General features: G+C 62.6%; 24 protein-coding genes and 2 pseudogenes. 8 read left to right on the forward strand and 18 right to left on the reverse strand.

Annotated elements, in window-relative coordinates:
- The 5 genes from pstB to N7650_RS25905 form a co-directional block, all read right to left on the reverse strand.
- Positions 1 to 756, reverse strand: a 756-nt coding sequence (gene pstB, locus N7650_RS25885; RefSeq protein ID WP_279900616.1) for a phosphate ABC transporter ATP-binding protein PstB, incomplete at its 3' end; no start/stop codon positions are given.
- 75 nt (positions 757 to 831) lie between these two features.
- Positions 832 to 1725: a phosphate ABC transporter permease PstA gene (pstA, locus tag N7650_RS25890; RefSeq protein WP_009400294.1), complete on the reverse strand. Its 894-nt coding sequence runs from the start codon at positions 1723 to 1725 to the stop codon at positions 832 to 834.
- Positions 1725 to 2690, reverse strand: a complete 966-nt coding sequence (pstC, locus tag N7650_RS25895) for a phosphate ABC transporter permease subunit PstC (protein WP_009400295.1) — start codon at positions 2688 to 2690, stop codon at positions 1725 to 1727. Before pstC ends, pstA begins: the two co-directional genes overlap by 1 nt.
- Positions 2691 to 2755: 65 nt before the next feature.
- Positions 2756 to 3781 (reverse strand): phosphate ABC transporter substrate-binding protein PstS, encoded by a 1026-nt coding sequence (gene pstS, locus N7650_RS25900; protein ID WP_009400296.1) that lies wholly within the window; start codon positions 3779 to 3781, stop codon positions 2756 to 2758.
- Between the two features lie 112 nt (positions 3782 to 3893).
- The gene (locus N7650_RS25905; protein ID WP_279900594.1) at positions 3894 to 5900 is read right to left on the reverse strand and encodes a PAS domain-containing sensor histidine kinase; all 2007 of its coding nucleotides are present in this window, start codon (positions 5898 to 5900) and stop codon (positions 3894 to 3896) included.
- A gap of 218 nt (positions 5901 to 6118) precedes the next feature.
- Between N7650_RS25905 and N7650_RS25910 the strand changes: the two genes are divergently transcribed.
- Positions 6119 to 6352: a hypothetical protein gene (locus tag N7650_RS25910; RefSeq protein ID WP_279900595.1), complete on the forward strand. Its 234-nt coding sequence runs from the start codon at positions 6119 to 6121 to the stop codon at positions 6350 to 6352.
- Positions 6353 to 6361: 9 nt separating this feature from the next.
- Positions 6362 to 6505: a hypothetical protein gene (locus N7650_RS25915; RefSeq protein ID WP_279900596.1), complete on the forward strand. Its 144-nt coding sequence runs from the start codon at positions 6362 to 6364 to the stop codon at positions 6503 to 6505.
- A gap of 192 nt (positions 6506 to 6697) precedes the next feature.
- On the opposite strand, the pseudogene gudD reads toward N7650_RS25915, so the two are convergent.
- From gudD to N7650_RS25930, 3 genes and pseudogenes are all read right to left on the reverse strand, one after another.
- Positions 6698 to 8047: pseudogene (gene gudD / locus N7650_RS25920) on the reverse strand (glucarate dehydratase).
- Between the two features lie 155 nt (positions 8048 to 8202).
- On the reverse strand, positions 8203 to 9234 hold the full coding sequence (locus tag N7650_RS25925; RefSeq protein WP_279900598.1) for a LacI family DNA-binding transcriptional regulator: 1032 nt from the start codon (positions 9232 to 9234) through the stop codon (positions 8203 to 8205).
- Positions 9235 to 9281: 47 nt separating this feature from the next.
- On the reverse strand, positions 9282 to 9908 hold the full coding sequence (locus N7650_RS25930; RefSeq protein WP_009400302.1) for a peptidoglycan-binding domain-containing protein: 627 nt from the start codon (positions 9906 to 9908) through the stop codon (positions 9282 to 9284).
- A 28-nt stretch (positions 9909 to 9936) separates the two neighbouring features.
- Between N7650_RS25930 and N7650_RS25935 the strand changes: the two genes are divergently transcribed.
- Positions 9937 to 12024: a hypothetical protein gene (locus tag N7650_RS25935; RefSeq protein ID WP_279900599.1), complete on the forward strand. Its 2088-nt coding sequence runs from the start codon at positions 9937 to 9939 to the stop codon at positions 12022 to 12024.
- On the opposite strand, the gene N7650_RS25940 is transcribed toward N7650_RS25935, so the two are convergent.
- From N7650_RS25940 to N7650_RS25960, 5 genes and pseudogenes are all read right to left on the reverse strand, one after another.
- Positions 12016 to 12306 carry a hypothetical protein gene (locus N7650_RS25940; RefSeq protein WP_009400304.1) on the reverse strand — a complete coding sequence of 97 codons (291 nt, stop codon included), beginning with the start codon at positions 12304 to 12306 and terminating at the stop codon, positions 12016 to 12018. The genes N7650_RS25935 and N7650_RS25940 overlap by 9 nt on opposite strands.
- On the reverse strand, positions 12303 to 12635 hold the full coding sequence (locus tag N7650_RS25945) for a hypothetical protein (protein WP_009400305.1): 333 nt from the start codon (positions 12633 to 12635) through the stop codon (positions 12303 to 12305). The genes N7650_RS25940 and N7650_RS25945 overlap by 4 nt, the downstream gene beginning before the upstream one ends.
- Before the next feature lie 177 nt (positions 12636 to 12812).
- Entirely contained in the window at positions 12813 to 13517 is a 705-nt protein-coding gene (locus N7650_RS25950) for an SDR family oxidoreductase (protein ID WP_009400306.1), read from the reverse strand.
- 100 nt (positions 13518 to 13617) lie between these two features.
- Complete coding sequence (locus N7650_RS25955) at positions 13618 to 14511, reverse strand: LysR substrate-binding domain-containing protein (RefSeq protein ID WP_279900601.1); 894 nt, start codon at positions 14509 to 14511, stop codon at positions 13618 to 13620.
- 126 nt (positions 14512 to 14637) lie between these two features.
- Positions 14638 to 15276, reverse strand: a pseudogene (locus N7650_RS25960) (GTP-binding protein); the annotation flags it as partial.
- Positions 15277 to 15400: 124 nt separating this feature from the next.
- Here N7650_RS25960 and N7650_RS25965 point away from each other — a divergent pair.
- The 5 genes from N7650_RS25965 (at position 15401) to N7650_RS25985 (ending at position 19041) form a co-directional block, all read left to right on the forward strand.
- A complete protein-coding gene (locus N7650_RS25965) occupies positions 15401 to 15841 on the forward strand; it encodes a hypothetical protein (RefSeq protein WP_279900603.1) in 441 nt (146 codons plus the stop codon).
- Positions 15841 to 16041 (forward strand): hypothetical protein, encoded by a 201-nt coding sequence (locus N7650_RS25970; protein WP_009400310.1) that lies wholly within the window; start codon positions 15841 to 15843, stop codon positions 16039 to 16041. The genes N7650_RS25965 and N7650_RS25970 overlap by 1 nt, the downstream gene beginning before the upstream one ends.
- A gap of 685 nt (positions 16042 to 16726) precedes the next feature.
- Positions 16727 to 17032 (forward strand): hypothetical protein, encoded by a 306-nt coding sequence (locus N7650_RS25975; protein WP_009400311.1) that lies wholly within the window; start codon positions 16727 to 16729, stop codon positions 17030 to 17032.
- Positions 17033 to 17337: 305 nt separating this feature from the next.
- A complete protein-coding gene (locus N7650_RS25980; RefSeq protein WP_009400312.1) occupies positions 17338 to 17895 on the forward strand; it encodes a GNAT family N-acetyltransferase in 558 nt (185 codons plus the stop codon).
- Between the two features lie 45 nt (positions 17896 to 17940).
- Entirely contained in the window at positions 17941 to 19041 is a 1101-nt protein-coding gene (locus N7650_RS25985; RefSeq protein ID WP_279900606.1) for a pentapeptide repeat-containing protein, read from the forward strand.
- Positions 19042 to 19125: 84 nt separating this feature from the next.
- Here N7650_RS25985 and N7650_RS25990 read toward each other — a convergent pair whose 3' ends face one another.
- From N7650_RS25990 to N7650_RS26010, 5 genes are all read right to left on the reverse strand, one after another.
- The gene (locus N7650_RS25990) at positions 19126 to 20736 is read right to left on the reverse strand and encodes a gamma-glutamyltransferase family protein (protein WP_279900608.1); all 1611 of its coding nucleotides are present in this window, start codon (positions 20734 to 20736) and stop codon (positions 19126 to 19128) included.
- Positions 20737 to 20778: 42 nt separating this feature from the next.
- Entirely contained in the window at positions 20779 to 21558 is a 780-nt protein-coding gene (locus N7650_RS25995) for an amino acid ABC transporter ATP-binding protein (RefSeq protein ID WP_279900610.1), read from the reverse strand.
- A 3-nt stretch (positions 21559 to 21561) separates the two neighbouring features.
- Positions 21562 to 22338, reverse strand: a complete 777-nt coding sequence (locus N7650_RS26000; RefSeq protein WP_279900611.1) for an amino acid ABC transporter permease — start codon at positions 22336 to 22338, stop codon at positions 21562 to 21564.
- Positions 22339 to 22350: 12 nt separating this feature from the next.
- Complete coding sequence (locus tag N7650_RS26005) at positions 22351 to 23157, reverse strand: ABC transporter substrate-binding protein (RefSeq protein ID WP_279900613.1); 807 nt, start codon at positions 23155 to 23157, stop codon at positions 22351 to 22353.
- A 71-nt stretch (positions 23158 to 23228) separates the two neighbouring features.
- Positions 23229 to 23897, reverse strand: coding sequence for a GntR family transcriptional regulator (locus N7650_RS26010; RefSeq protein WP_064303087.1), 669 nt, complete (start codon positions 23895 to 23897; stop codon positions 23229 to 23231).
- Positions 23898 to 24124: the final 227 nt, after the last annotated feature.

The following is a 24124-nucleotide window of genomic DNA, read 5'->3' on the forward strand; positions in this document are numbered from 1 at the left end:
GAACTTGCCGCTGATGTAGTCGTCCGTCAGTTGTTCGCGCGGGTTCTGGAAGATCTGCGTGGTCGGGCCCATTTCCACCAGGTAACCGGTACGGCTGCCTTGCGAAATGTCCACCGAGAAGAACGCCGTGGTGTCGGCCACGCGAATCGCCTGCTGCATGTTGTGGGTCACCAGGGCGATGGTGTAGTCCTTCTTCAGTTCGACCATCAGTTCCTCGACGCGGCGGGTGGCGATCGGGTCGAGTGCCGAGCAGGGCTCGTCGAGCAACAGCACTTCCGGCTCGGTGGCGATGGCCCGGGCAATGCACAGGCGCTGCTGCTGGCCGCCGGAGAGGGACAGGCCGCTGACCTTGAGCTTGTCCTTGACTTCATCCCACAGCGCCGCGCCTTGCAGGGCGTGCTTGACGCGGTCACCGATATCGCCCTTGTAGCGGTTCAGGCGCAGGCCGAAGGCGACGTTGTCGAAGATGCTCATGGAGAACGGGTTCGGCTGCTGGAACACCATGCCGATGTAGCGGCGCACCACCACCGGATCGACGCCCTTGCCATAGACGTCCTGGCCAAGGAAGTGCACATGGCCTTCGAAGCGGAAGCCCTTCACCAGGTCGTTCATGCGGTTCAGGCTACGCAGCACGGTACTCTTGCCGCAACCGGAAGGACCGATGAAGCCGGTGATCTTGTTCTTTTCGATCGGCACGTGGCTGTCGCGGACCGCCATGAAGTTGCCGTAGAAGATCTTGTCCAGCTTGCAGTCCATGACCACTGGAGCCTGGCTGGCCACGGGAGCGGCCTGTTGCGCGGCGGATACGTTCAAGTTCGGATGCTCCCTTTCTTAATACTTGGGCTTGCCGAAGATACGGCTGACGATATTGACCAGCAGCACGATGATCACCAGGACCAGCGAGGCCGCCCATGCGAGTTCGAGCTGGTTGTCGAACGGCATGCCGGAGAAGTTGTAGATCAGTACCGCCAGCGAGGCCGTGGGGTTCATCACCGCCAGGCTGCCTTCGTGGTAGATCCAATAGTTGCTGAACAGCGCGGTGAACAGCAGCGGCGCGGTTTCGCCGGCGGCACGGGCCACGGCCAGCATCACCCCGGTGAGGATCGCCGGCAGGCCGGTCGGCAGGATGATCTTCATGATCACCTGGGCGCGGGTGCAGCCCATGCCGTAGGCGGCGTCCTTCATGATCTTGGGCACCATCTTCATGGCTTCCTCGGCGGTCAGCACGACGATCGGCAGCATGAGCACGGCCAGCGCCACGCCACCGGCCGGTGCCGAATAGGTGCCGGTGGTCATCACCACCAGGGCGTAGGCGAATACGCCCGCCAGGATCGACGGCAGGCCGGTGAGCATCTTCGCGGCGAAGCGCGCGGCGTTGGCCAGCTTGCTGTCAGGGCCCAGTTCGGCGAGGAACACCGCCGCCAGGATGCCGACCGGCACGGCGATGGCCGCGGCGATGCCGACCATGACGAAGGTGCCGGCCATGGCGTTGCCGAAGCCCCCGCCCATTTCGAAGCCGGTGGGTGGCAGTTCGGTGAAGACCTCCAGGCTCAGGCGCGCACCGCCCTTGGTGATCAGCATGTACAGCACGGAAATCAGCGGCACGCTGGCCACGATCGCGATGATCCACGCCAGGCTGGTCAGGACCAGGCTGCGCAGGGCGCGGCCTTCGAAGCGACGCTGCAGGCTCGGCAGCGCGGTTACCGGTTGCGACAGGTCGGTCATTATTTGTTCCCCCGCTGGGCGTAGAGCATGAGCAGCGATCCAAGCACGTTCACCAGCAGGGTGATGAACATCAGCACCAGTGCTGCATACATCAGCACCTCGACCTCGTTCGGGCCGGCCTCCGGGAAGTTCAGGGCGAGCAAGGCGGCCAGGGTGTTAGCCGGGGCGAACAGCGACACCGAGAGGGTGTTGGCATTGCCCACCAGCATGGCCAGGGCCATGGTTTCACCCAGTGCCCGGCCCAGGCCGAGTACCAGGGAGCCGAAGATGCCGGTGGCGGCAGAAGGAACCATGACCTTGAGGATCGCTTCCCAGTGGGTGGTGCCCAAGCCATAGGCGGCCTGCTTGGTTTTCATCGGCACGCTGGCCAGGGCGTCCTGGGAAACAGCGGCAACGGTCGGCAGGATCATGATCGCCAGCACCAGCGCCGCCGGCAGCAGGCCGGGGCCGCTCAGGGAGGTACCGAAGAACGGAATCCAGCCCAGCTCGCTGTTCAGCCAGGCGGTCAGCGGGCGGATCGCCGGAATCACCACATAGATGCCCCACAGGCCGTAGACCACGCTGGGGATGGCGGCGAGCAATTCGACGATGGTGCGGAATACGGCGGCGAGTTTCGCCGGGAGGAAATCCTGGGTCAGGAAGATCGCCATGCTGACGCCGAAGAAGCCGGCGATAAGCAGTGCGATGAAGGCGCTGTACAGCGTGCCCCAAATGGCTGGCAGAATTCCGTATTTGCCTTGGTTGACGTCCCAGACCGTGCCGAACAGCACATCCAGGCCGTGCTTCTCCATACCTGGCAGGGCCTTGCGCCCGATCTCGAAGATCAGCGCGAGCACCAGCGCCAGGATCAGCGCCACACCGATGCGGGCCAGGCCGCGGAAGATGCGATCGACCAGGAAGTCCTTCGCCGAGGGTGGCCGGCAGGCGGAGTCGGGGTTATCCGGTATGTCAAATGGGGTGTTCATCGATTGCTTCCGGTACAAGGGCAAACGCTCCCGGGGCGACAGGCGCCGGGAGCGTGCTGGCAGTCTTACTGGATGTTGGCGGACGCTTTGCGTACCTGCTCGACAACCGATGGCGGCAGCGGGATGTAGCCCATGGAGTCGGCGATTTTCTGGCCTTCGGTGAGGCTGTACTCGATCATGTCGCGCATGGCCTTGGCCTTGGCCGGGTTACCGTTGTCCTTGCGGAAGATCATCCAGGTGTAGGACGTGATCGGGTAGGACTTGGCACCGTCCGGATCCGGCAGCCAGGCCACCAGGTTTTCCGGCATTTTCACTGCGGCCAGCGCTTCGGCACCGCTTTCGGCGTTAGGCACCACGTACTGGCCGGCCTTGTTCTGCAGCGCGGCGAAATCGACCTTGGCCAGCTTGGCGAAGCCGTACTCGATGTAGCCGATGGCGCCCGGGGTCTGGCGCACGGTGGCGGTGATACCGTCGTTCTTCGGCGACTTGATGAACTTGTCGGTCGCCGGCCAGTTCACCGTGTTGCCCTCGCCCAGCGCTTCCTTGAATGCAGGGTTGATGGCCGACAGGTGCTTGGTGAATACGGCGGTGGTACCGCTGGAGTCAGCGCGCACGACCACGGTGATCGGGGTGGCCGGCAGCTTCAGGTCCGGGTTGGCGGCGACGATCTTTGGATCGTTCCACTGGGTGATCTTGCCCAGGAAGATGTCGGAATACACATCGCGTGGCAGCTTCAGGCCCTTCGGGTTGCCCGGCAGGTTGTAGGCCAGGACGATTTCGCCGGCGGTCATCGGCAGCAGTTGCACACCCTCGCCGACCTTGGCGATTTCCTCGTCTTTCATGGCCGAGTCACTGGCGGCGAAATCGACGGTCTTGTTCAGGAAATCCTGCACACCGGCACCACTGCCCTTGGATTGGTAATCAACCGTTACGCCAGCGGTGTTCTTGCTGAAATCCTTGAACCAGGTCAGGTAGATCGGCGCAGGGAAACTGGCACCGGAACCGGTCAGGCGGATGTTTTCGGCGAAAGCCGTGGTGGCGAACAGGGAAACCGAAACGGCGAGTGCAGCGGACTTCATCAGGCGTTTCATCTAGAAAGTGCTCCGTGTGATGGCCGAGGCACTTTGCCGAAACTTTATGACAGTAATGTGAATATTAGGTGGCGACCGACCGATATCAATCAGCTATCAATGCTGACGCCCCTCAGCGCTTGAGCAGCGCTTCGACACCCCGGAGCAACGCCTCCAGCGCGAACGGCTTGGTCAGTACCAGCCCTGCCGGCTCCAGTGGCGAGTTCTCCAGCACCTCCGGCCGGGCATAGCCGGTCATGAACAGCACCGGCAGCCCGGGCCTGGCCGCGCGGCTCTCGAGTACCATGCGATGCCCGTCCATGCCGCCAGGCAGGCCGATGTCGGTCACCAGCGCGTCGATGCAGATATCCGAACGCAGCAGGCGCAGCCCGGCCTTGCTGTCCGCTGCCTCGATCACCGCATAACCTTGCCCGGCGAGGGTTTCGCTGACGAAGGCACGCACCGAGGCTTCATCTTCCACCACCAGTACCGTGGCTCCGCGGGCTGCACCTGGAATCTCTTCGCCGGCCCCGGCCATGGCTGGCGCGGCGACCGGCAACGCCCGGGCCGGCAACGACAGGAACACCCGCGTTCCGCCGCCCTCTTCTGACTCGATCCGCACCTGCCCGCCGGACTGCCGGGCGAAGCCATAGATCATCGGCAGCCCCAGCCCGGAGCCGGCACCGACCGCCTTGGTGGTAAAGAAGGGTTCGAAGACCTTGGCCAGGACTTCCGGGCTCATCCCGCAACCGTTGTCCTCGACGGCGATGGTCAGGTAGTCGCCAGGCGGCAGGTCCTGTTCGCCACCGCGCTGGTCGAAGGTCCGGATGCGCAGGTCGCCCCCTCCGCGCAGGGCATCGCGGGCATTGATGCACAGGTTCAGCAGGGCATTCTCGACCTGGGCCGGATCGACCAGGCAGGTCTTGAGCACCGACTCGAGCTGCACCGAGACCTCGATGGTCGGGCCGACGGTGCGCTGGATCAGTTCCTCCATGCCGCTGACCAGGGCGTTGATATCGGTCGGCACCGGCTGCAGCGTCTGTTGCCGGGAAAAGGCCAGCAAGCGATGGGTCAAGGCCGCCGCCCGTTGTGCCGCGCCCTGGGCCACCGCGACATAACGCTCCAGGTCGGCGGTGCGCCCCTGGTTCAGGCGCAGCTTGATCAGGTCAAGGCTGCCGGTGATGCCCGCCAGCAGATTGTTGAAGTCATGGGCGATGCCACCGGTGAGCTGGCCGACGGCCTCCATCTTCTGCGCCTGGCGCAAGGCTGCCTGGGCCGCCTCGTTTTCGGCGACGGCTTCGCTGATCCGGGTTTCCAGGGTCCGGTTGAGGTCCAGCAGGGCCTGTTCGGCAGCCTTCTTGGCCGTGACGTCGATGGAAGAGCCGATCAGCCCGATCACCGCCCCCGTGTCGTCGCGCAATGGCGCCTTCATCGATAGCCAGATGGCGGCGGTGCCGTCGGCCATATCGACACGTTCCTCGATCTGCTCGGCCTTGCCACCCTGCATGATGCGCCGGTCGGTTTCCATGACCTGCCGGGCCTGGTCCTTGTCTTCGAGGAACTCCAGGTCGGTCTTGCCGATATAGAACGACGGAGGCTTGCCGATCAGTTCGGTGGTGCCGTGGTTGGCGACCAGCATCCGCCCGTCCAGGTCCTTGGCGTAGACGACCCCGGGCACCGCGGCGGCGAAGGTGCGCAGCAGCGCCGAAACCCGGTCCCGCTCGGCTTCCGCCGCCCGCCGCGACTCGATATCGATCAGCACCCCGGGGAAGCGCACGGCCTGGCCCTGGCTGTCCAGCTCACAGTGCCCGCTGGCTTCGATCCAGCGGTAGCAGCCATCTTCCTGGCGAACCCGGTACTCGCAGCGGAAGGCCCCGCCCTGTTGCATGGTGCGCTGGATATCGGCGGCGACCCGCTCGACATCCTGCGGATGGATCGAGGTGAAAGCTTCCTCGATCGGCATCCCGGCCCTGCACTTGTCCAGGGGCAGGCCGAACGCCCGGGAAAAGCGCTGGTCGGCGGTAACGCTGTTGTTGGGGATGTCCCAGACCCAACTGCCGGTGATGGCGCCGGCGTCCAGGGCCAGTTGCAGGCGCTCGCGGGCGTCGCCGGCATCGGACGCGGTGGGTTCTGAATTCATGCCTGACCTCGCGGCGACGTGTCGAAACTTTGCACGGAAACGATATCCGATTGCCATTACGCAGGGAAAGACTGTCGTACGCCTGGATAAATTCCCCACGACATGAAATTTCGCTGCGCCTGGTGAATGTCATTCGTCGAACCACGGACACTTCCGCCCGCCCCCGGCCCTCCCAACCGTAGGGGCGCGATGTCCGCGCCTGGAACAGGAGAACACGCATGCCAATCGACCACAACGGCCCGGATGCGCCTTACCCGGGCCCCGGCGAAGCACCGGGAAACCACGCGCATGGCTCCGGGCTCGAGCAAAGCCCTTCCGAGCCCAGGCAGGGAAACGAGGAACGCCCGGAAGACTGGAACCCGCCCCCTGGCAATCCTGGCTCGGACCAGGATGCACAACTGGAGCGGGACAATGGCACGGCAAGGACCGATAGCCTGATCGATCAGGAATAAGAGGTGCACATGGCAGACGAAAATCGACCCGACGAGGACCAGGCTTCAGATGTGCAATCCGAGGCCGAGGCCGAAAAGGCATCGCTCGAGGAAGCGATGCCCGATGTGGATGCCAACAACTCGGTGTCCAGCGAACATCCTGAGCCGGACTGAGCGGCACCAAGGGTGCCCTGTGGAGCAGGCAAGCCAGCTCCTACAAGGTCAGCGTAGATCCTGAGCATTGTGCAGCACCTGTGGGAGCTGGCTTGCCAACGATGAGGCCGGCAAAGGCAAAGAGGTTGCCAGGTAGGGCCAAATCGCTGGCAAGCCAGCTCCCACAGGTCGGTATCGAGCTTTCGAAGGTGCTCAGCGCACCAGGCAAGGCCGCTTGTTATCGAAGGTCCATCCCGACACCAGGTACTGCATCGCCACCGCATCGTCCCGGGCGCCAAGGCCCATATTGCGGTAGGTCTCATGGGCCTGCATCAAGGCATCCCAATCCAGCTCGACTCCCAGCCCCGGCTTCGTCGGCACCTGCACCAGGCCACCCTCGATCTTCAGCGGCTCGCGGGTCAGGCGCTGGCCGTCCTGCCAGATCCAGTGGGTATCGATGGCCGTGACATTGCCCGGCGCCGCCGCCGCGACATGGGTGAACATCGCCAGCGAAATATCGAAATGGTTGTTGGAGTGCTAGCCCCAGGTCAGCCCCCAGTCGTTGCACATCTGCGCCACCCGTACCGAACCCTGCATGGTCCAGAAATGCGGGTCGGCCAGGGGGATGTCCACCGACTGCAACTGGATCGCATGGCCCATTTGCCGCCAGTCGGTGGCGATCATGTTGGTGGCAGTGCGCAGCCCCGTGGCGCGGCGGAACTCGGCCATCACCTCGCGACCGCTATAGCCATTTTCGGCACCACAAGGGTCTTCGGCGTAGGCCAGCACATGATGCTGGTCGCGGCACAGGGCGATGGCTTCCTTCAGCGACCAGGCACCATTCGGGTCAAGGGTGATGCGTGCGTCAGGGAAGCGCTCGGCCAGGGCCGTTACCGCTTCGATCTCCTCGCCACCGCGCAGCACGCCGCCCTTGAGCTTGAAGTCCTTGAAGCCATAGCGCTGGTAAGCGGCCTCGGCCAGGCGTACCACCCGCTCCGGGGTCAGGGCTTCTTCGTTGCGCACGCGGAACCAGGCGTCATCGGCATCGTCTTCGCTGCGGTACGGCAGGTCGGTGCGCTGGCGGTCGCCGACATAGAACAGGTAGCCGAGCATCTCGACGGCATCGCGCTGCTGCCCTTCCCCCAACAACGCCGCTACCGGCACTTCAAGGTGCTGGCCAAGCAGGTCGAGCAAGGCCGACTCCAGTGCGGTAACGGCGTGCACGGTGATGCGCAGGTCGAAGGTCTGCAGGCCCCGCCCACCTGAATCGCGATCGGCAAAGGCATGGCGCACCTTGTTCAGCAGGCCCTGGTAGTTGCCGATGGACTGGCCTACCAGCAGGTCGCGGGCGTCTTCGAGGGTCTTGCGAATCGCCTCGCCGCCCGGCACCTCGCCGACACCGGTACGCCCGGCATTGTCTTTGAGAATCAGCACATTGCGGGTGAAGTACGGGCCATGGGCGCCGCTGAGGTTGAGCAGCATGCTGTCGTGGCCGGCCACCGGCACCACCTGCAATTCGGTGATCAGCGGCGTGGCATGGGTGGCATGGTTCAATGCATTCATCGAGATTTCCTTGTGCTTTTGTTCTAGGCGGAATTGAACGGGCCTCGGATGATCCAGCGAGGATACGAGTCATCGTACAACCTAGCGATCATCATGGAGTGGATAACGTTATCATTCAAGTAGCCGCAAGGACTTTTTGTCGGGCAAGGGGGAGTTCAGGTGCTGGCGCGTTCGACGAGATGGAAGCCTGTATCGTGCCGTTCGACTGCCTTGCCACCGGCCAGACGGCGCAACAGCGCCTCGGCGACCGTGCGGCCCATGACGGCGGAGTTGACACTGATGGTGGACAACGCCGGGTGCGCATACTGGCTGTCGACGGTGTCGCCGAAGCCGAGCACGGCGATCTCTTCGGGAACGCGCAGCCCTTGTGCGGTGGCCTCTGCAAGGGCGCCGAGGGCCACGCTGTCGGAGCTGCAGAACACCAGTTGCGGGCGTGGGTCGCGCTGCAGCAGGCGACGCAGCCCTTCCCTGCCGACCGACCAGGTGGAGGGCAGCGGCAGTACTTCGACCGGCACATCCTCGATGCCGAGCTGCGCCAGACGCCGGGTCAGCCCTTCGCAGCGGCGGATGCCACGGGGGTCATCCACCGTGATCACGGAGAAACGCTGGTAGCCCTTGCCATGGAAATGCTCGGCAACCAGTTGTCCTACCTCTTCATGAGAAAAACCGACCTGCATATCCAGGGCGTGCTCGCCAAGATCCCAGGCCTCGACCACCGGGATCCCCGCCGAAGCCAGGCGCGCCCGGCTGCCGTCGGTGTGCAGGGTACCGGTCAGTACGATGGCATCCGGACGACGCCCAAGGATCGCCTCCAGCAGCGCCTCTTCCTTTTCCGGTGAATAGCCGGTCGGGCCGAGCAACGAGTGATAGCCCGCCTCGGTCAGGCGCTCCATGACGGACTGGACCAGGGTGGCGAAGATCGAATTGGCCAGGGTTGGCAGGAGGATCGCCACCAGGCGGCTCTTGCTGCTGGCCAGGCTGCCGGCCAGCAGATTCGGCACGTAGCCCATCTCGCGGACCACTTCCAGCACCCGTTCGCGGGTGGCTTCGCTGACCCGTTCGGGGCGGTGCAGGGCTCGCGAAACAGTGATTGGCGACACGCCCGCGACCCGGGCCACGTCGATCACTGTGACCGGGATCGCGCCTTGTTCGGTGAGGGCCAGTTCTCTTCTGGATTTTCTTGCCACGAATGATCTTCCAACACGGATGGTTCGGCGGCCTGGAGATTAACAAATCAAGGCCCGTGCCGCGCCTTCAGCCGCGCCAGGGTCGCTTCGTCGACCTCCCCGGTCACCGGCAGTTCGTTGCGCTGCTGGAACAGGCGCAACATGTCGCGAGTCGGCTCATCCAGCTCGCCACTCCCGCTAACCGGATAACCCAGGTTGGCAAGCCGGTTCTGCACGCCTTCCAGGGTGTCCAGCGGGCGCAACTCGCGGAGCTTGAGCAACAACCGGCGGCGCGTCGCGCCCTGGCCGACCCAGAGCACTGCGTCATCCTGGTCCGGGCGTACCCAGTGCTCGATGATGCCATTGGCAGGGACCCAGGACTCGATGCGTTGCTGGTCGATTTCCAGGACGTAGGGCACACCCTGTTCGGGAAGGTCGTTGAGTTCCAGTTTCAAACGAATCTTCGATGGCACGCCACGGCGGCGAAAGGTGCTGCGCTGATCCAGCGGGGCGGGCTTCCACTGCTGGCGGCGCTCGGGAATGAACAGGCGGTCGCCCGGGTGGAGCACCAGTCCTTCACGCTTGCTGTTGCGCAAATCGGCGTTTTCGGGAGCCGCCCAGACGGTTTCCCATATCAGGCCATGGGCGAATCCCAGGCTTTCAGCGGTGTCCTTGAGGCCGATGGTGATCCACATGGGAGGTCTTTGACTATCCGGGGGCGGGTTGCTCTATTCTGCATCAATCTCAAACTGCGCTCAAAAGGCCATCATGATTCGGATCAGTACAGCTGGACTGGACGACTACATCAAACCCTTGGGCTTCGCTAAAGCCACGAATGCCTTGATCGAGGAATGGGAGGACGGCAATACCGTCACGGTCAAGGACAGCGATACCGACATCCCGCTTTACCTTCCCGGCTTCGAGAGTGCGAGATTCAAGGGGCTGTGGAGCAAGATCAACAAAAAGCTGGTGGAAATGCAGCATGGAAAGTGCGCGTATTGCGAGGCCAAGATGGCTGCCACCAGCCAGGCCGACGTCGAACACTTCCGCCCCAAGGCCGGCTACGATCCTGCCACCGGCGGCGTGGAGTCAGCCATGCTTGGCGCACGCGGGATTGTCCGCTCGGGCTATTTCTGGCTGGCCTACAACGCCGGCAACTATTACGCGGCGTGCCGCATCTGCAACGAGGTGTACAAGAAGAACAAGTTCGACCTGATGCCCGGATCACCCCGGGCGACCTACGGCAAACCGGCTCGGGAACAGCCGGCCTTCGTCGACCCGGGCGCGGAGGATCCACGCCTTGTCCTGCGTTTCGACCCTTACACCGCCAAGGCGGTACCCAGCAAGCTCTGGGATGAATACATACGACGCAAGGGCGAGAACGATCCGCTGGTACCACGGCCGGTACCGGTACTGGCCCAATTGAGCAAATCGCAATTGCAGTCCCAGCAGGACACTGCCCAGGCAATCTGCAGCATCCTGTGGAATGCCGCTCGGGAAGTATGCGTAGCCGTGAACAAGCAGGACCCGCGCTATTTACTGCAGGATCTTTCGCTGCGCGCGACCTACGCCGAGCAGCGCAAAGGCGAATTCACCTGGGACAATCCAGTCCGTGATCAGCCTTATCAGAATTATGCCCAGGCCGGCCAGGGCATCATCGAGCGCGGCCCACAGGCCATGGCCAGATACTTCGTACTTGCCTGGTTGTTCGAGGTTGATCCGAACTCGCAGCACTTCGTCATACTGACCAATGTGCTGGCCTCGAGTCTCAAGTTATCGGACCAGCACGCTCTCGCCGCCCGCCAGTACGTCGAGAGTTGCCAGAAAAGCCTGGTTCTCTCGCCCGTAGACCAATTGCTCGCGACCGACGGCCAGACCAGCCGTGCAGTCTATTGCATCATCCACCTCGGATTGAACCGCACCGAGCTGATCCGCGCCCGGGCCGAGCACCTGATGAAGATCCGTGCCCTGTTTTTGTTCCTGAAAAACAACGGGCTGACTCAACACGAGCTAGAGGCGATGCTGAACCAGTGCTTCGCCAAGGATCCAGTCGATCAGGTGTCCGATGCACCGGACGAACTGGACGCGGCAATGACAGCGCTGGGCCATGCCGTGTCCAGGGCCGGCCAGTTTGCCTCCGCGACCCTGGATGCCCTGTTGGCCTGGAGAGTGGAACTGCCGCTGGCGCGTCCGACTCCGCACAATATCCTCACCACCCAGGGCGCCCCCTCCGAGCCATGGCTGGCACGTTACTACCGCCTCGCCATCCAGCCCTTGCAGCCTGACACGGAAGACGACGAGGACCAGTCCGATGACAGCGACAACACACTGGATACCTCCGACCCGGACCCCTCCACCCAAAAACTGACTCCGGCCGATTGCGGCTACTTTTGCGCCTTGCAGCGATTCGGCGTACGCCTCGCGCTGCTGCGTTCCCGTTTCGGCCTGTCCGTGCCTGAGGGGGACATCCTGTCCGCAACCGTTCTGAAGAATTCCAGCAAGCCCGATGAGGAAACGGAGCTGCTCTTCGCCGAGGAAGTGCGCCGCCTGCTGGCGTACCACGCAACGCCGGAGGATATCGTGGAGAAGTCCTATATCCCTGCCTGGGCCGGCACCAATGCCAAGGGATACTGGGCTTATGTGGACAAGCAGGCGAAAAATACCGATCGGGAACTGGAAAAAGCTTACGCGGCCCTGGCGAAGGCCCAGGGCTCCAAGCACAAACCCGCGTTTCTCGACAAAGCCGCGGTAAAGGCATGGTGGAAAAAGGCCTATCCGAAGAAGAAGACCTACCCCAAAGGGTTAACCTGAGGTGGACAACTCGCTCCAGGCATCCTGGTCGAGGCGAGGAAAACATACACGGCAGGTTCCAGACTCCGTCAGGCGTTCCGCGCGACCGATGCCTTGTTCATCCAGATACCCGCGCAGGCGACGCCCCGAGGGCAGCTCGATCAGGTATTCCTCCCAGGGAATCGGCGCGTCGTCCTCGCCGAGCAACTCGATCTCGATCCAGTGCAGCGGCGTTTCAGTCTCAATGCTATTTGTACAGGGCATGACAGTCTGGTCGTAGGGGTGCTCGCTGAATTGCGTCATGCCCTGCCCTCCCCGATCCAGCGGGACAGGCTCTCCAGCCTGGCACCAGGGTCGGCGCCATGCCGGCTGAGGATGCTCAGCGCCTGGGGAGGCAGACAGACGTCGCCTGAAACCCCGGCGGCGTATTGCAGCAGCAACTCCGCAAGCCGCGCCACATCGCGTTCGGCTTGCAGCCCGAAATCGGCGGCCAGGCTACGTGAGCAGGCGATCGCGTCACGCACGGGTCCGGTGTGGCCGCAGTCGCGCAAATGCCGCTCCAGGCGCAGCGCAAAGTCCTCGGCCAGGGCGGCACGCAACGAGGCCATCTGGTGTTCGGCAATGGTCAGCATATGCAAGGCTCCTCAGCGCCGGAACAAACTACTTGATTAGCCGCCCGGGCACAAAAGCGCTTGATCATGACCGGGCTGCGGGGCCTCATCGCTGGCAAGCCAGCTCCCACAAGGACCGCGTGCGTCGCCAAACCAGTGGGAGCTGGCTTGCCAGCGATAGGGCCAACAGCAACACCCTCAGATACTGCGGGTCACCCCACCATCCACCTTGAGATTCTGCCCGGTGATGTAAGCGGCGCCGTCGCTGGCCAGGAAGGCAATGGTCGCCGCGATCTCCTCGCTGGTCCCGTAACGCTTTAGCGGCACGCTGTCGCGGCGCTGGTCGGTGGCCGGCAGGCTGTCGATCCATCCGGGCAATACGTTGTTCATGCGCAGGTTATCGCCGGCATAGGTATCGGCAAAGATCTTGGTAAAGGCCGCGAGCCCGGCGCGAAACACCGCCGAGGTCGGGAACAGGTCCACCGGTTCGAACGCCCAGGCCGTGGAGATATTGATCACCACCCCACCCTGCTGGCGTTGCATGATCGGCGCTACCAGCCGGGTCGGGCGGATCACGTTGAGCAGGTAGGTGTCCATGCCCTTGTGCCAGTCTTCGTCGCTGATCTCGAGGATCGGAGCCCGCGGGCCATGGCCGGCGCTGTTGACCAGCACATCGATCCGGCCCCATTTCTCCATCACTGCATCCACCAGGCGTTGCAGGTCTGCCACCGACTGGTTGCTGCCGGTCACCCCGACACCGCCCAGTTCCCGGGCCAGCGCCTCGCCCTTGCCGGACGACGAGAGGATCCCGACCTTGTACCCGTCGGCAGCCAGCCGCCGCGCCGTGGCTGCGCCCATGCCGCTGCCGGCGGCGGTGATGATCGCGGTTTTTTCGACTGCCATATTGCCTCCTGGGGTTCGGACTCTTGATGTTTCGAGTCCCTACACCCTAGCAGCCGATGCGAGGACCAGGGAGACAGGAAGAGCATGCCAAGCCAGTAGCTCAGCTATCGGCTGCCTGTTCCTTCAGCCACTCCTTGACCACCTGCAACAGCGGCGACTGCCGGGCCTTGCGCGGCCAGACCAGGTAGAACGCCTTGTCCAGGCGCAGCTCCTGGGTGAACACCTGGGCCAGGCGGCCGGCGGCGATATCCTCCTTGACGAAGGCATGGCTGGCCAGCGCGATGCCCTGCCCGCCGATGGCCGCCTCGATGGCCAGGGACGTCTGGTTGAAGCGCAGGTTTCTGGCGCTCGGCGAAGGATGGCCGGGGAACAGCGCGGCGACGAACAGCGGCCAGTAATGATGGGCGTCATGCAGTGCGACAAAGCCCTGCAGCGCCTCGAAGGTCTGCGGGGTGCCCTTCTGCGCCAGTAACGCTGGACTCGCCACGGCCACTACCCGTTGCTCCATCAGCAACTCGGTGTTCAGGCCGCCACCGAAGGGCGGCTGTCCGTAGCGCACGGCAATATCGACGCCCTCGGTGTGGAAATGCGACAGGCGATCGGTGGCCAGCAGGCGCAGGTCGATCTGAGGATAGCGCTCGGCGAAATCGCCCAAGCGCGGCATCAACCAGCGGGAGGCAAACGACGGGGTCACGCTGATGGTCAATTGTTCGGACTGCGGACGCAGCAGGCGGGTCGCCTCGTCGATCATCGCCAGGGCGCTGCGGATGCTGACGCTGTAGCCGCGACCGGCGTCGGTCAGGCCAAGGCCCCTGGGCAGGCGCTCGAACAGGCGAACCCCGAGGCTCGCCTCCAGGCCACGGATCTGCTGGGCCACGGCGGCCTGGGTCAGGCCCAGTTCCTCGGCGGCAAGGCGGAAATTCAGATGCCGCGCCACCACTTCGAACATGCGCAGGGCGTTGAGTGACGGCAAGGCGGGAAAGCCTGGGGGCATGGCAATGGGATTTCTATTGGCTGGGAGGGAGATTCTGGTACCAGGGCAGCTTGGCGTAAAGGTCGGCAGAAAGTCGCTCGACCTCTTCAGCCCTCGCCCGCCTGCGCTATGCCCTGTCCTGCCTGGTCAGCTGTCGATCATCTGCGCCACTTGCTGGGTGGCCTGCGCCTGCCGGACCGACACGGCCTGGCTGTCGAAGTCGGCCGCCCCCGGCAACGCTGGCCAGGCCGACGGGCCGCTGGCGATTTCGTCCGGGCTCAGCAGACAGTGGTCGAGCTCGCGTTGCAGCGCCTGGGTGTCCAGGTCCTGGCCGATGAACACCAGTTCCTGACGGCAATCGCCGACGATGCTGTCCCACTTGGCCGTGATGCCCTGCAGGCGATAATGGTCTTGCGGCCATTGCGACGGGTCGATGAAGCGCCACCAATGCCCCACGTAATCCCACTGGAATTGCTTGCCGCTGTGCACCAGCAACGCGGTTTCGCGGTGGCGGCTGGCGAGCCAGAAATAGCCTTTGCTGCGCAGCAACCGACCGTTGCGCCAGGGACGGGCAAGAAACGCGAGCAAGCGTTGCGGATGGAACGGGGCGCGCTCGCGATACACCCACGACACCACGCCATAGGTGTCCGACTCGGCAGCCGGTGTGTCGTGCGCGTCCATCCGTTTCATCCAGCCGGGCGCTGCAGCAAGGCTGGGCAGATCGAACAGCCCGGTGCCAAGAATGCTCGACAGCGCTACGTTGCCGCCGACCATCGGCAGGACCCTGTGGGAGCTGGCTTGCCAGCGATGAGGCCCTCAGCAACACAGTTGAAACCAGCCCCTCGCCAGAACATCACAAGCCCCGGATAATCCGCTCCAATTGAAGTGCCTCATCACAAACGGAGTGGACATGAACTTCCCCGACAGACTCTGGGAATGGTACGGGCAAGACGAATACAAGCGGATACTTGCCGTGTGCCTGGCCATCCCGGCGCTCGACTTCCTGGCAGCCACGGCAGAGGTGCAACGCTACTCGATTCCCTCCTGCCCGGCCTGTGAGACCTGGTCGGAGAAGATGTTGCCGGTCAACGAGGTGCTGGAGGTCGCAGGCAAGGCCCTGCCGATGGACGTGCGAGCGGCGCTGGAAAAGGTCTGGCAGCTAAGCAACGACCTGTCCGAAGCCGCCTTTCACTGTGGAAACCAGCACATGTTCATCCATGAGGAATGGCAGCCATTGCGGGACGCTGCAGCCCACGCTCTAGACTTGCTCGGCGCGAAGGCACTGGCGCCGCATCTGGACGAACTGACACTGGATTGCCGAAATATCATTCTGGGAAGAAAGCCGAACTGATGGAAATCGAACAAGCAGCCTACGAGGAATTCCTGCGCCTCTGGCATTCGGACAGCTTCGATCAGCAGCGGCTGGGTCAGGCGTTCTACAACCATTTCCGACTGCACAAGCTCACAGACCAGAGCCCTCTCCACGAGCTGTACGAAGCCAAGGGTCAGCAAGCCCTGCAACTGATCTCCCAGCTCTTCACCCTCAAATAAGCACACTGCAAATCAAGGTAGGAGCGAGGCTTGCCCGCGAAGCCCCCCCCTGTGTCTAAGCCCACCTGCAACCTCATATTCCCCAACAGTTCCGCGACCTCTGCCAGCCACCGATCCCAAGCACGACACGCCACCTGTGGGAGCTGGCTTGCCAGCGATTGCGCCAGTGAATCCACCACAACAATCACTACAGAACCATCAGCATCCGCCTGCAACAGCTCCGCCTCGCTCGGATTGCCTGCCGAGCTGCCACCCCGCTGAATATCCATGACCGATTCCATCCATCCGTGAAGACACACCCCACAGCCCTATCTCAAATATCCAGCTAAAACTGCCATTCTTTCCTACAAAACCTCTCCCGCTTCCGGCTTTCATGTAGGCAATTTCCCAAGCATACTTTTCCGCCTCTTCAGCCGTTGCACATCTGGAAATGGTTACCTAGTCTTCGCCGGTCGCTGCTGTTTGGCGGCTCAGGTTTGGTAGCCTGACTTCTGACTTCAGGCGTGCACGTCCCATCAACCCAGTCGGCCCAACCCGGCTGGTTTTGTTATGGCGGCTGTACGCTGGGCGCCTTCGGGCGCGCCGGGGAGCCTGAAGTCCGGTCTACCAACCTGCGTACGGTCGCCACCCAATCGTTTGGTAGCGATTGCGTGTCGGTTCCCTTTCTCTTCAGGAACACTACGCAATGAAAAAGATCGTTCCAGACCCACCCGCCCCACCTCGCCGCAAAACCGCCAGCATCCACTTCGGCACCTGCGCCGGCGCCCATCCCCATATATTCGCCGTATGCCCGGATGCTGACATAGAAGACGCCCTGGCCCACCTCTCGGCTGCAATCACCTCCGCTTTCGAATCCAACGCCCAACTCTGCGAAATGCTCTCCCGCCCATTGGCGGACAAGGCATGGGCTACCTGGCAATCGCTGGAAATCTGCCAGGCACTGACCGAGGCGTTGCGCCAAGGAGTGGCCGGTCCGCAAGTCGAAAGCTAAGAGATTCATCGCTCGACGGGCCGCCCATGCGGCCCTACAAGTCCATGCTCGATGGCAACTGCGCGTGAGGGCGCCTTAAGGCGCGCCGGGGTTTCTCTGTGGACCGGTCCGTCAACCCGCGTGCAGTTGCCACCCTCCTTCCCCGCCGTACCTACTGGAGAGATACAGGTTGGTCGCTGCTGATCCGGTGAAAGAATGAATTTCGCCGAGGCGAAACTAACAAGCATATGGCCTCTCGACATCATGGTTCCCGCACTGCGACACTACGGCCTGCTTCAGTCATGCCCTCGCAAAGGAACTGCGTCATGGAAAGCACTCCCGTGCTTAAGACAGCCCGCCTGCTGCTCACCCCACTCCAACTGAGCGACGCACCAGCTATCCAAGAGCTGTTCCCGCACTGGGAGGTCGTCCGCTACCTCGACAGCCGCGTGCCTTGGCCCTACCCCGACGATGGCGCGCTGACCTATGTGCGCGATATCGCCCTCCCCGCGATTGCCGCCGGGCGTGAATGGCACTGGATGATCTGCCTTGCTTCGGATCCGCAACAGAAGATCGGCAGCATCTCCCTCTACGACGAGCCTGGAAACAACCGGGGCTTCTGGCTATCGCCGCGATGGCAGGGTCAGGGGTATATGCGGGAGGCTTGTGAGGTGATCAATGCTTATTGGTTTGAAACTTTGGGCAGACCGGTGATGCAGGTGCCAAAGGCTGTGGAGAATGATGCTTCACGACGTGTTTCGCTTCATGAAGGCATGCGACTGGTGGCGATCCAGGAAGGACAATTTGTATCTGGCTCGACGCTTAAGGAAATATGGCAGATGACCAGAGATGACTGGGCCCTACATCCTCGAACACTTGAATGATCAAATTTCACATCAACGAACCTAAGCCCCGAGCACGCGTGATACATGCCCATAGAAACCAATCCAGAACATTACAGCCTACTGAAGAGCTGCGCCGAGAAAAATGACTTCACACGCTGGAACGAATTTGTTGAGACCACCAATAGCATCGTCAGGCTCCGCAACGGAGACTTTTCTTCATGGACGCTGATCGGTGCAAGCTTCTATACGCCCAACGGGGACTATATGGACTTGCACAACGCCAACTTCGAAGGAGCTTCCATTCAAGGGGCAAACTTCAGAAACGCCAGAATGTATGGCGCGAACTTCACCCACTCCACAGTTGAGCTATCGTCCTTCACAAGTGCAGAATTGATTAAAGTTTCATTTCATGGAGCAAAAATCCTGATGACTGACTTCAATCATGCCAACCTGCAGCAATCCACACTTGAAGACGCAATAATTCAAACAGTAAACATGCACGAGACAATTTTGTATCGTGCCAACCTCAGGGGTACACGATTTGACGGGAGCCCACCACTACCTACTGGATTTCTCAAAAACAGCAGCCTATGCGGGGCAAAGCTAACTCAAGCACACTTTAACAGTTCCACCATTTTCGAAAATTACAACGTTTCTACAGAGACCGACTTCCGCACTATCAGTTTCGAGTCCGCAAACTATTCTCAAGGGCTTCGTCACACATTACGCTACTGCAACCGACGCCATAACTGGAGCGATTGGTATGAGGGCAAAAACCGACTACTAAGAACGCTGACAAAGTTCTTTTGGTCTCTATCAAACTATGGATTTTCGCCCAGTCGCGTGCTGGCGTCCTTCGTGTTATCAACGCTGGCCTTTGCATATGTCTACATGCTTTTTCCCAATCTAATCAAAGGCATGGAGCCACACAGCCTGATGGACAGCTTATATTTTTCGGTCGTTACAATGACGACCTTGGGATTCGGAGATATGAGTGCGCAGAATCACTGGATCGCGCAACTGCTCGTCATCACTCAGGTTCTATTTGGTTATTTCCTGCTTGGCTCACTGATCACTATGCTTTCCGAACTTTTCTATTCTGACGGCCCCCCCCAAGGACTGGTCAGCCACCCCCGCTCCGTGGGCTCGATGGTGGCGCATTTCAAGCCTCAGGATTTGAGCTAAACGCTTCCACAGGAGTAGCTATAGGTTCATGCAACCTCCACAGCTACTCCTGTGAGCGCAGTTTTGGGAGGAAGCGTTGCACCCTCACCACCCCCCCACCACCGAATCCGCCCTTGGCTCCGCCCCACCCCACAACACCCCACTCCCCCCATCCCGCAAAATAATCTGCCCCCGCCCATACTCCGTAGAATCACTAACCACCACCACCTCATGCCCCCGTCTGATCAGCGAGTTGATCAAATCCCGAGAAGCCCCCTGCTCCACCCCAACCTTCATCCCCCCCAACCACTGCCACCTCGGCGCATCCAGCGCAGCCTGGGGATTCAGCCCGAAATCCACCATATTCATCACCATCTGCACATGCCCCTGGGGTTGCATATACCCCCCCATCACGCCAAACGGTCCGAGCGCTTCCCCGTTCTTGGTCAGGAACCCCGGGATGATCGTGTGGAAGGTTTTCTTCCCCGGAAGAAGACCGTTGGCATGCGACGGATCCAGGCTGAACTCCTGCCCCCGGTTCTGCAGCGCGATGCCGCTGTGCGGCAGCACTACCCCCGAGCCGAAGCCGTGGTAGTTGCTCTGGATGAACGAGACCATGTTTCCTTCGCCGTCCGCCGTGGCCAGGTACACCGTGCCGCTGGCCAGCGGGTCGCCATGCAGCGGCGGTTGCGCCTGTTCGCCGATCTGCGCCCGGCGCCGCGCCGCGTATTGGTCACTGAGCAAGTCCGCTACCGCCACCCGCATATGCTGGGGGTCGGTGATGTAGTGCAGCCCGTCGCTGTAGGCCAGCTTCATCGCTTCCAGTTGGCGGTGCCAGGTCAGTTGGCTGTCGCGGTGGTCGAAGTCGAAGCCTTCCAGGATCTTCAGTGCCATCAAGGCCACCAGCCCTTGCCCGCTTGGCGGGATTTCCCAGACGTCCACCCCGCGGTAGTTGATCGAGATCGGATCGACCCATTGCGCCCGATACCCTTCCAGATCACTGGCCCGTAGATACCCGCCAGTAGCCCGTGAATGCGCATCCAGCCGCTCGGCAATAGCGCCTCGGTAGAAACTCTCGCACCGGGTCGCGGCCAGATCTTCCAAGGTCTCGGCCTGCGTCGGGTTGGTGAACATCTCCCCCGCCCTGGGCGCCCGCCCGTCAATCAGGAATGTATCGAACCAGGCCTGCAACACCCAATCCCGATGCGGCGAGAATTCCTTCAAGGCAATCGCCCACTGATGCGCAACCACCGGCGAGACCGGAAAGCCCTCTCGCGCCAGGCTGATCGCCGGTTGCAGCAGGTCGGCGAAGGGCAGCCGTCCGAAGCGTTCCGACAGTACGGTCCAGGCCGAGGGACAGCCGGGTACCGTCACTGGCGTCCAGCCATACAACGGCATTGCCGAATGCCCGGCTGACTTGACCGCCTCCACCGACAACGCTGCCGGCGCCTGCCCGTTGCCATTGAGCCCATGCAATTGCCCCTTGACCCATACCAGCGCGAACGCATCCCCGCCAATGCCGCACCCGGTGGGCTCCACCACCGTCAGCGCCGCCGCCGTGGCAATGGCGGCATCGATGGCGTTGCCGCCCTTTTGCATGATCTCGATCCCGGCCTGCGCGGCCAGCGGCTGGGAGGCGGCGACCATCCCACGCCGGGCGAATACGCTCTGGCGCTGGGATGGATAGGGATATTCGTGGGCAGACAGTTTCAACATGGCTTGGCTCTCTTCATAGTCAGGAACGGGTGGGCCACAGACTCAGAGCACACGGCTGAGAAAGGCCCGGGTACGCGGGTGGCTCGGGTGGTTGAAGATCTGTTCCGGCGGGCCCTGTTCGATCAGTTCGCCCTGGTCGAGCACCACCACGCGGTCGGCAACCTCCTTGGCGAAGCCCATTTCATGGGTGACCACCACCATGGTCATGCCCTCCTCGGCCAGTTCCTTCATGACCTGCAGCACCTCACCAACGATTTCCGGGTCGAGGGCGCTGGTGGGTTCGTCGAAGAGCATGGCTTGCGGCTTCATGGCCAGGGCGCGGGCGATGGCGACCCGTTGTTGCTGGCCGCCGGAAAGCATCGACGGGTAGTGCCCGCCCTTGTCCGCCAGGCCGACCCGGGCGAGGAGTTTCTTCGCCTGTTCCAGCGCTTCGGCCTTGGACACACCGAGCACCTGCACCGGCGCTTCGATGATGTTTTCCAGCGCGGTCATGTGCGGGAACAGGTTGAAGCGCTGGAAGACCATGCCGATGTCCCGGCGCTGGCGGGCGATATTGCGTTCGGAGTCGCGTACCAGGCTGCCATCCGGGCGCTCGCGGTAGCCCATGGCGTGGCCGTTGACGCGGATGCGCCCGCCCTGGATGTCTTCCAGCAGGTTGATGCAGCGGATGAAGGTGGTCTTGCCCGAACCCGAAGCGCCGATCAGCACCACCACTTCGCCGCGCTTCACTTGCAGGGATACGCCCTTGAGGATCTGCAAGGCACCGAAGGACTTATGGATGTCCAGCGCCTCGATCACCAATTCTTCGCTTATCTGCGCCATGCCTCAGCGTCCTCTCAGCAGTTTCAGGGTGCCGCGGCCGAACATGCGGCTGGCGGCCGGGGGCGGCGCGCTGGGCCGGTCGGACTGGCCGAAGCGGTTTTCCAGCCAGCGCTGGAAGAAGCCCCACAGGGTGGTGAGCAGCAGGAAGTAGATGGCGACCACCAGGTACAGCTCGAACACGCGGAAGGTCGCCGAGGTGACCATCTGCGTGCTGAGCAGCAGCTCCTGCACGCCGATCACGCTGACCAGGGTGGTGTTCTTGAGCATCACGTTGAATTCGTTGCCGATCGGCGGAACGATCACGCGAAAGGCCAGGGGCAGCACGATGCGGCGCATCAGCTTGCCGAAGGTCATGCCCAGGGAACGCCCGGCTTCATATTGCCCCTTGTCCACGGCGCCGATGCCGGCGCGGATGATCTCGGCCATGTAGGCGCCTTCGTTGAGGCCCAGGGCGATGATCGCCGCCTGGATATTGCCGGGCACGACCAGGCCGAACAGCTCGATGTCCTCGAAGCGGAAGATCCCGCCCGCCGCCAGCGCGGTGTAGAGAAAGACGATCTGCACCAGCAGCGGCGTGCCGCGCATCAGCCACACATAGAAGCGCACCGGCCATTGCAGCAGCGGGTTGCTCGACAGGCGCATCAGCGCTGCGGCCAGCCCCAGGGCACAGCCCAGGGCCATGGCCAGCACGGCGATCAGGCAGGTCAGCCACAGCCCGGTGAGGTATACCCCACTGGGCTGCAGCAGGTATTGCCAGAACACATCCCAATTGAAGTTCATGCCCGCTGTTCCTCAGTCGAGTGTGTCGCTGCTGACGTGCCAGGCGCCCAGCAATTTCGCGTAGCTGCCGTCGGCGCGCATGTCGTCGATGATCTGCTGCACCGCTGCGGTGAGTTGCGGGTCGTCCTTGCGCATGCCCAGGCCGGTGAGGATGCGGCTGAACGCAGGTACGCCCTCTTCGAACAGGTCCGGGGCCATGGCGGCGTAGTAGCCGGCGGTTTCCACCGTGGTGCCGTAGGCGTCGACCTGGCTGATGCGCAGGGCCTGGAAGGCGTCGGTGTCGGTGTTGTAGACCACCACTTTCATCGGCGCCTTGCCGGCCTTGGCCAGGGTGTCGTTATGGGCGTCGAGCAGGGTCTTGATGGTGGAGCCGTTGAGCACGGCGACCTTGTGCCCGGAGAGGTCGTCGAGGGTTTTCAGCGCCTTGGGATTGCCCTTGGGCACCACCACCGCCTGGCTGGAATACATGTAATTGACGATATCGATCACCTGGCGCCGTTCGGGCTTGTCGAACAGTTGGTCGACGATCAAGTCGCACTGCCCGGCAAGCAATGCCGGGACCAGGCCGGAGAACGGAATCACCCGCCATTGCACGTCCTTGTTGCCGAGGCGCTTGGCGATTTCCAGGCCGAGGTCGACGGTCAGCCCGCGGGGCTTTTGCGCGGCGTCGAAGGAGACCAGGGGCGGCGAATCCATCCCCGAGCAATAGGTGAGTTTTTCGACCGTCTTCAGGCGCTCCGGCACCTGGGGCGCGGCGGCGGCCCATTGCGTGCTCAGACCGAGGGAAACAGCCACCAGCAAGGCGCGGCGTAGATGCATGACCAGACACTCCACTTCGTTGGAAAACGGCAGGATTCAAAGTCAACACACGGACGGGTTCGGGCCCGCCTCTATTTTTCCGATTGCAGGAACTGGATCAGCGCCGGAACGGTGCCCTCGATATGCTCGCGGACCACGGCTTCGGCCTTGTCGGCATCGCCGGCGCGAATGGCATCGAGGATCACCGCGTGCTCCTCGCGGGCGCTGAGGGGCTTTTCGCCGTGCTGCAGCCACAGGCGCATGGGCGCCTCGACCAGCGAGTACAGCGCGGAAATCTGTTTCATCAGGCGCGGCCGGCCACTGAAGCTGCACAGGTACTCGTGGAAGGCGCGGTGCCGGCGCACCCACTGGGCGCTCTCGTCGCGGTAGTCGTCCATCTCGTCGAGCATGCGCTCCAGGGCCGCCAGCTGGCGTTCGCCGATATGGGCCACGGCCACGCGCACGGCCAGGCCTTCAAGGGCGCTGCGCATTTCGAAGACTTCGTGCAGTTCCTCGATATCCAGGCCGCTGACCACCGCGCCGCGGTTGGGGCGCAGGGTCACCAGGCCCTGGGCGTCGAGGCGGCGGAAGGCCTCGCGCACCGGCATGCGGCTCATGCCGATCTCGCTGGCGATGTCTTCGGCGATCAGGCGGTCACCCTTGCGGTAGCGGCCGCAGCAGATGGCTTCAAGCAGGAAGTTGTAGGCCTCTTCCTCGGCGGTCTGCGGCTGACGGTCAACGTAGGCGGGGGCGAATTGCATGGGCTCACCTTTGTATTTTTGTATCCAATTATCCATGGATACGAAAAAGCAGGATATGTGCCAGGTTGTTCGGAAGAGGGGTAAGGGGTTGATTTGGATGGGGATGGCAAGATCGAGGGAAATTTGGGTCGGGGAATAGTGCTACCTAATGGCTCAGTGTGCGCCCCGGAATCGTGCATTCCGGTAGCCCGGTAACAAACTCACTTCGGCGGTGCCCTTGAGGCCAT

The sequence above is a fragment of the Pseudomonas sp. GD04058 genome (genome assembly GCF_029836855.1).
In the GTDB taxonomy this organism is placed as follows: Bacteria; Pseudomonadota; Gammaproteobacteria; order Pseudomonadales; family Pseudomonadaceae; genus Aquipseudomonas; species Aquipseudomonas bharatica.

What these genes read in the sequence shown, in the direction of transcription:
- N7650_RS25905 (WP_279900594.1), bottom strand. Translation starts at nt 5,900, where the DNA reads ATGAATTCAGAACCCACCGCGTCCGATGCCGGCGACGCCCGCGAGCGC.
- N7650_RS25975 (WP_009400311.1), top strand. Translation starts at nt 16,727, where the DNA reads ATGAAAAAGATCGTTCCAGACCCACCCGCCCCACCTCGCCGCAAAACC.
- N7650_RS25930 (WP_009400302.1), bottom strand. Translation starts at nt 9,908, where the DNA reads ATGTGGATCACCATCGGCCTCAAGGACACCGCTGAAAGCCTGGGATTC.
- N7650_RS25990 (WP_279900608.1), bottom strand. Translation starts at nt 20,736, where the DNA reads ATGTTGAAACTGTCTGCCCACGAATATCCCTATCCATCCCAGCGCCAG.
- N7650_RS25985 (WP_279900606.1), top strand. Translation starts at nt 17,941, where the DNA reads ATGCCCATAGAAACCAATCCAGAACATTACAGCCTACTGAAGAGCTGC.
- N7650_RS26000 (WP_279900611.1), bottom strand. Translation starts at nt 22,338, where the DNA reads ATGAACTTCAATTGGGATGTGTTCTGGCAATACCTGCTGCAGCCCAGT.
- N7650_RS25995 (WP_279900610.1), bottom strand. Translation starts at nt 21,558, where the DNA reads ATGGCGCAGATAAGCGAAGAATTGGTGATCGAGGCGCTGGACATCCAT.
- N7650_RS25955 (WP_279900601.1), bottom strand. Translation starts at nt 14,511, where the DNA reads ATGCCCCCAGGCTTTCCCGCCTTGCCGTCACTCAACGCCCTGCGCATG.
- N7650_RS25980 (WP_009400312.1), top strand. Translation starts at nt 17,338, where the DNA reads ATGGAAAGCACTCCCGTGCTTAAGACAGCCCGCCTGCTGCTCACCCCA.
- N7650_RS25965 (WP_279900603.1), top strand. Translation starts at nt 15,401, where the DNA reads ATGAACTTCCCCGACAGACTCTGGGAATGGTACGGGCAAGACGAATAC.
- pstA (WP_009400294.1), bottom strand. Translation starts at nt 1,725, where the DNA reads ATGACCGACCTGTCGCAACCGGTAACCGCGCTGCCGAGCCTGCAGCGT.
- N7650_RS25910 (WP_279900595.1), top strand. Translation starts at nt 6,119, where the DNA reads ATGCCAATCGACCACAACGGCCCGGATGCGCCTTACCCGGGCCCCGGC.
- N7650_RS25970 (WP_009400310.1), top strand. Translation starts at nt 15,841, where the DNA reads ATGGAAATCGAACAAGCAGCCTACGAGGAATTCCTGCGCCTCTGGCAT.
- N7650_RS25915 (WP_279900596.1), top strand. Translation starts at nt 6,362, where the DNA reads ATGGCAGACGAAAATCGACCCGACGAGGACCAGGCTTCAGATGTGCAA.
- N7650_RS25945 (WP_009400305.1), bottom strand. Translation starts at nt 12,635, where the DNA reads ATGCTGACCATTGCCGAACACCAGATGGCCTCGTTGCGTGCCGCCCTG.
- pstC (WP_009400295.1), bottom strand. Translation starts at nt 2,690, where the DNA reads ATGAACACCCCATTTGACATACCGGATAACCCCGACTCCGCCTGCCGG.
- pstS (WP_009400296.1), bottom strand. Translation starts at nt 3,781, where the DNA reads ATGAAACGCCTGATGAAGTCCGCTGCACTCGCCGTTTCGGTTTCCCTG.
- N7650_RS25950 (WP_009400306.1), bottom strand. Translation starts at nt 13,517, where the DNA reads ATGGCAGTCGAAAAAACCGCGATCATCACCGCCGCCGGCAGCGGCATG.
- N7650_RS25940 (WP_009400304.1), bottom strand. Translation starts at nt 12,306, where the DNA reads ATGACGCAATTCAGCGAGCACCCCTACGACCAGACTGTCATGCCCTGT.
- N7650_RS26010 (WP_064303087.1), bottom strand. Translation starts at nt 23,897, where the DNA reads ATGCAATTCGCCCCCGCCTACGTTGACCGTCAGCCGCAGACCGCCGAG.
- N7650_RS26005 (WP_279900613.1), bottom strand. Translation starts at nt 23,157, where the DNA reads ATGCATCTACGCCGCGCCTTGCTGGTGGCTGTTTCCCTCGGTCTGAGC.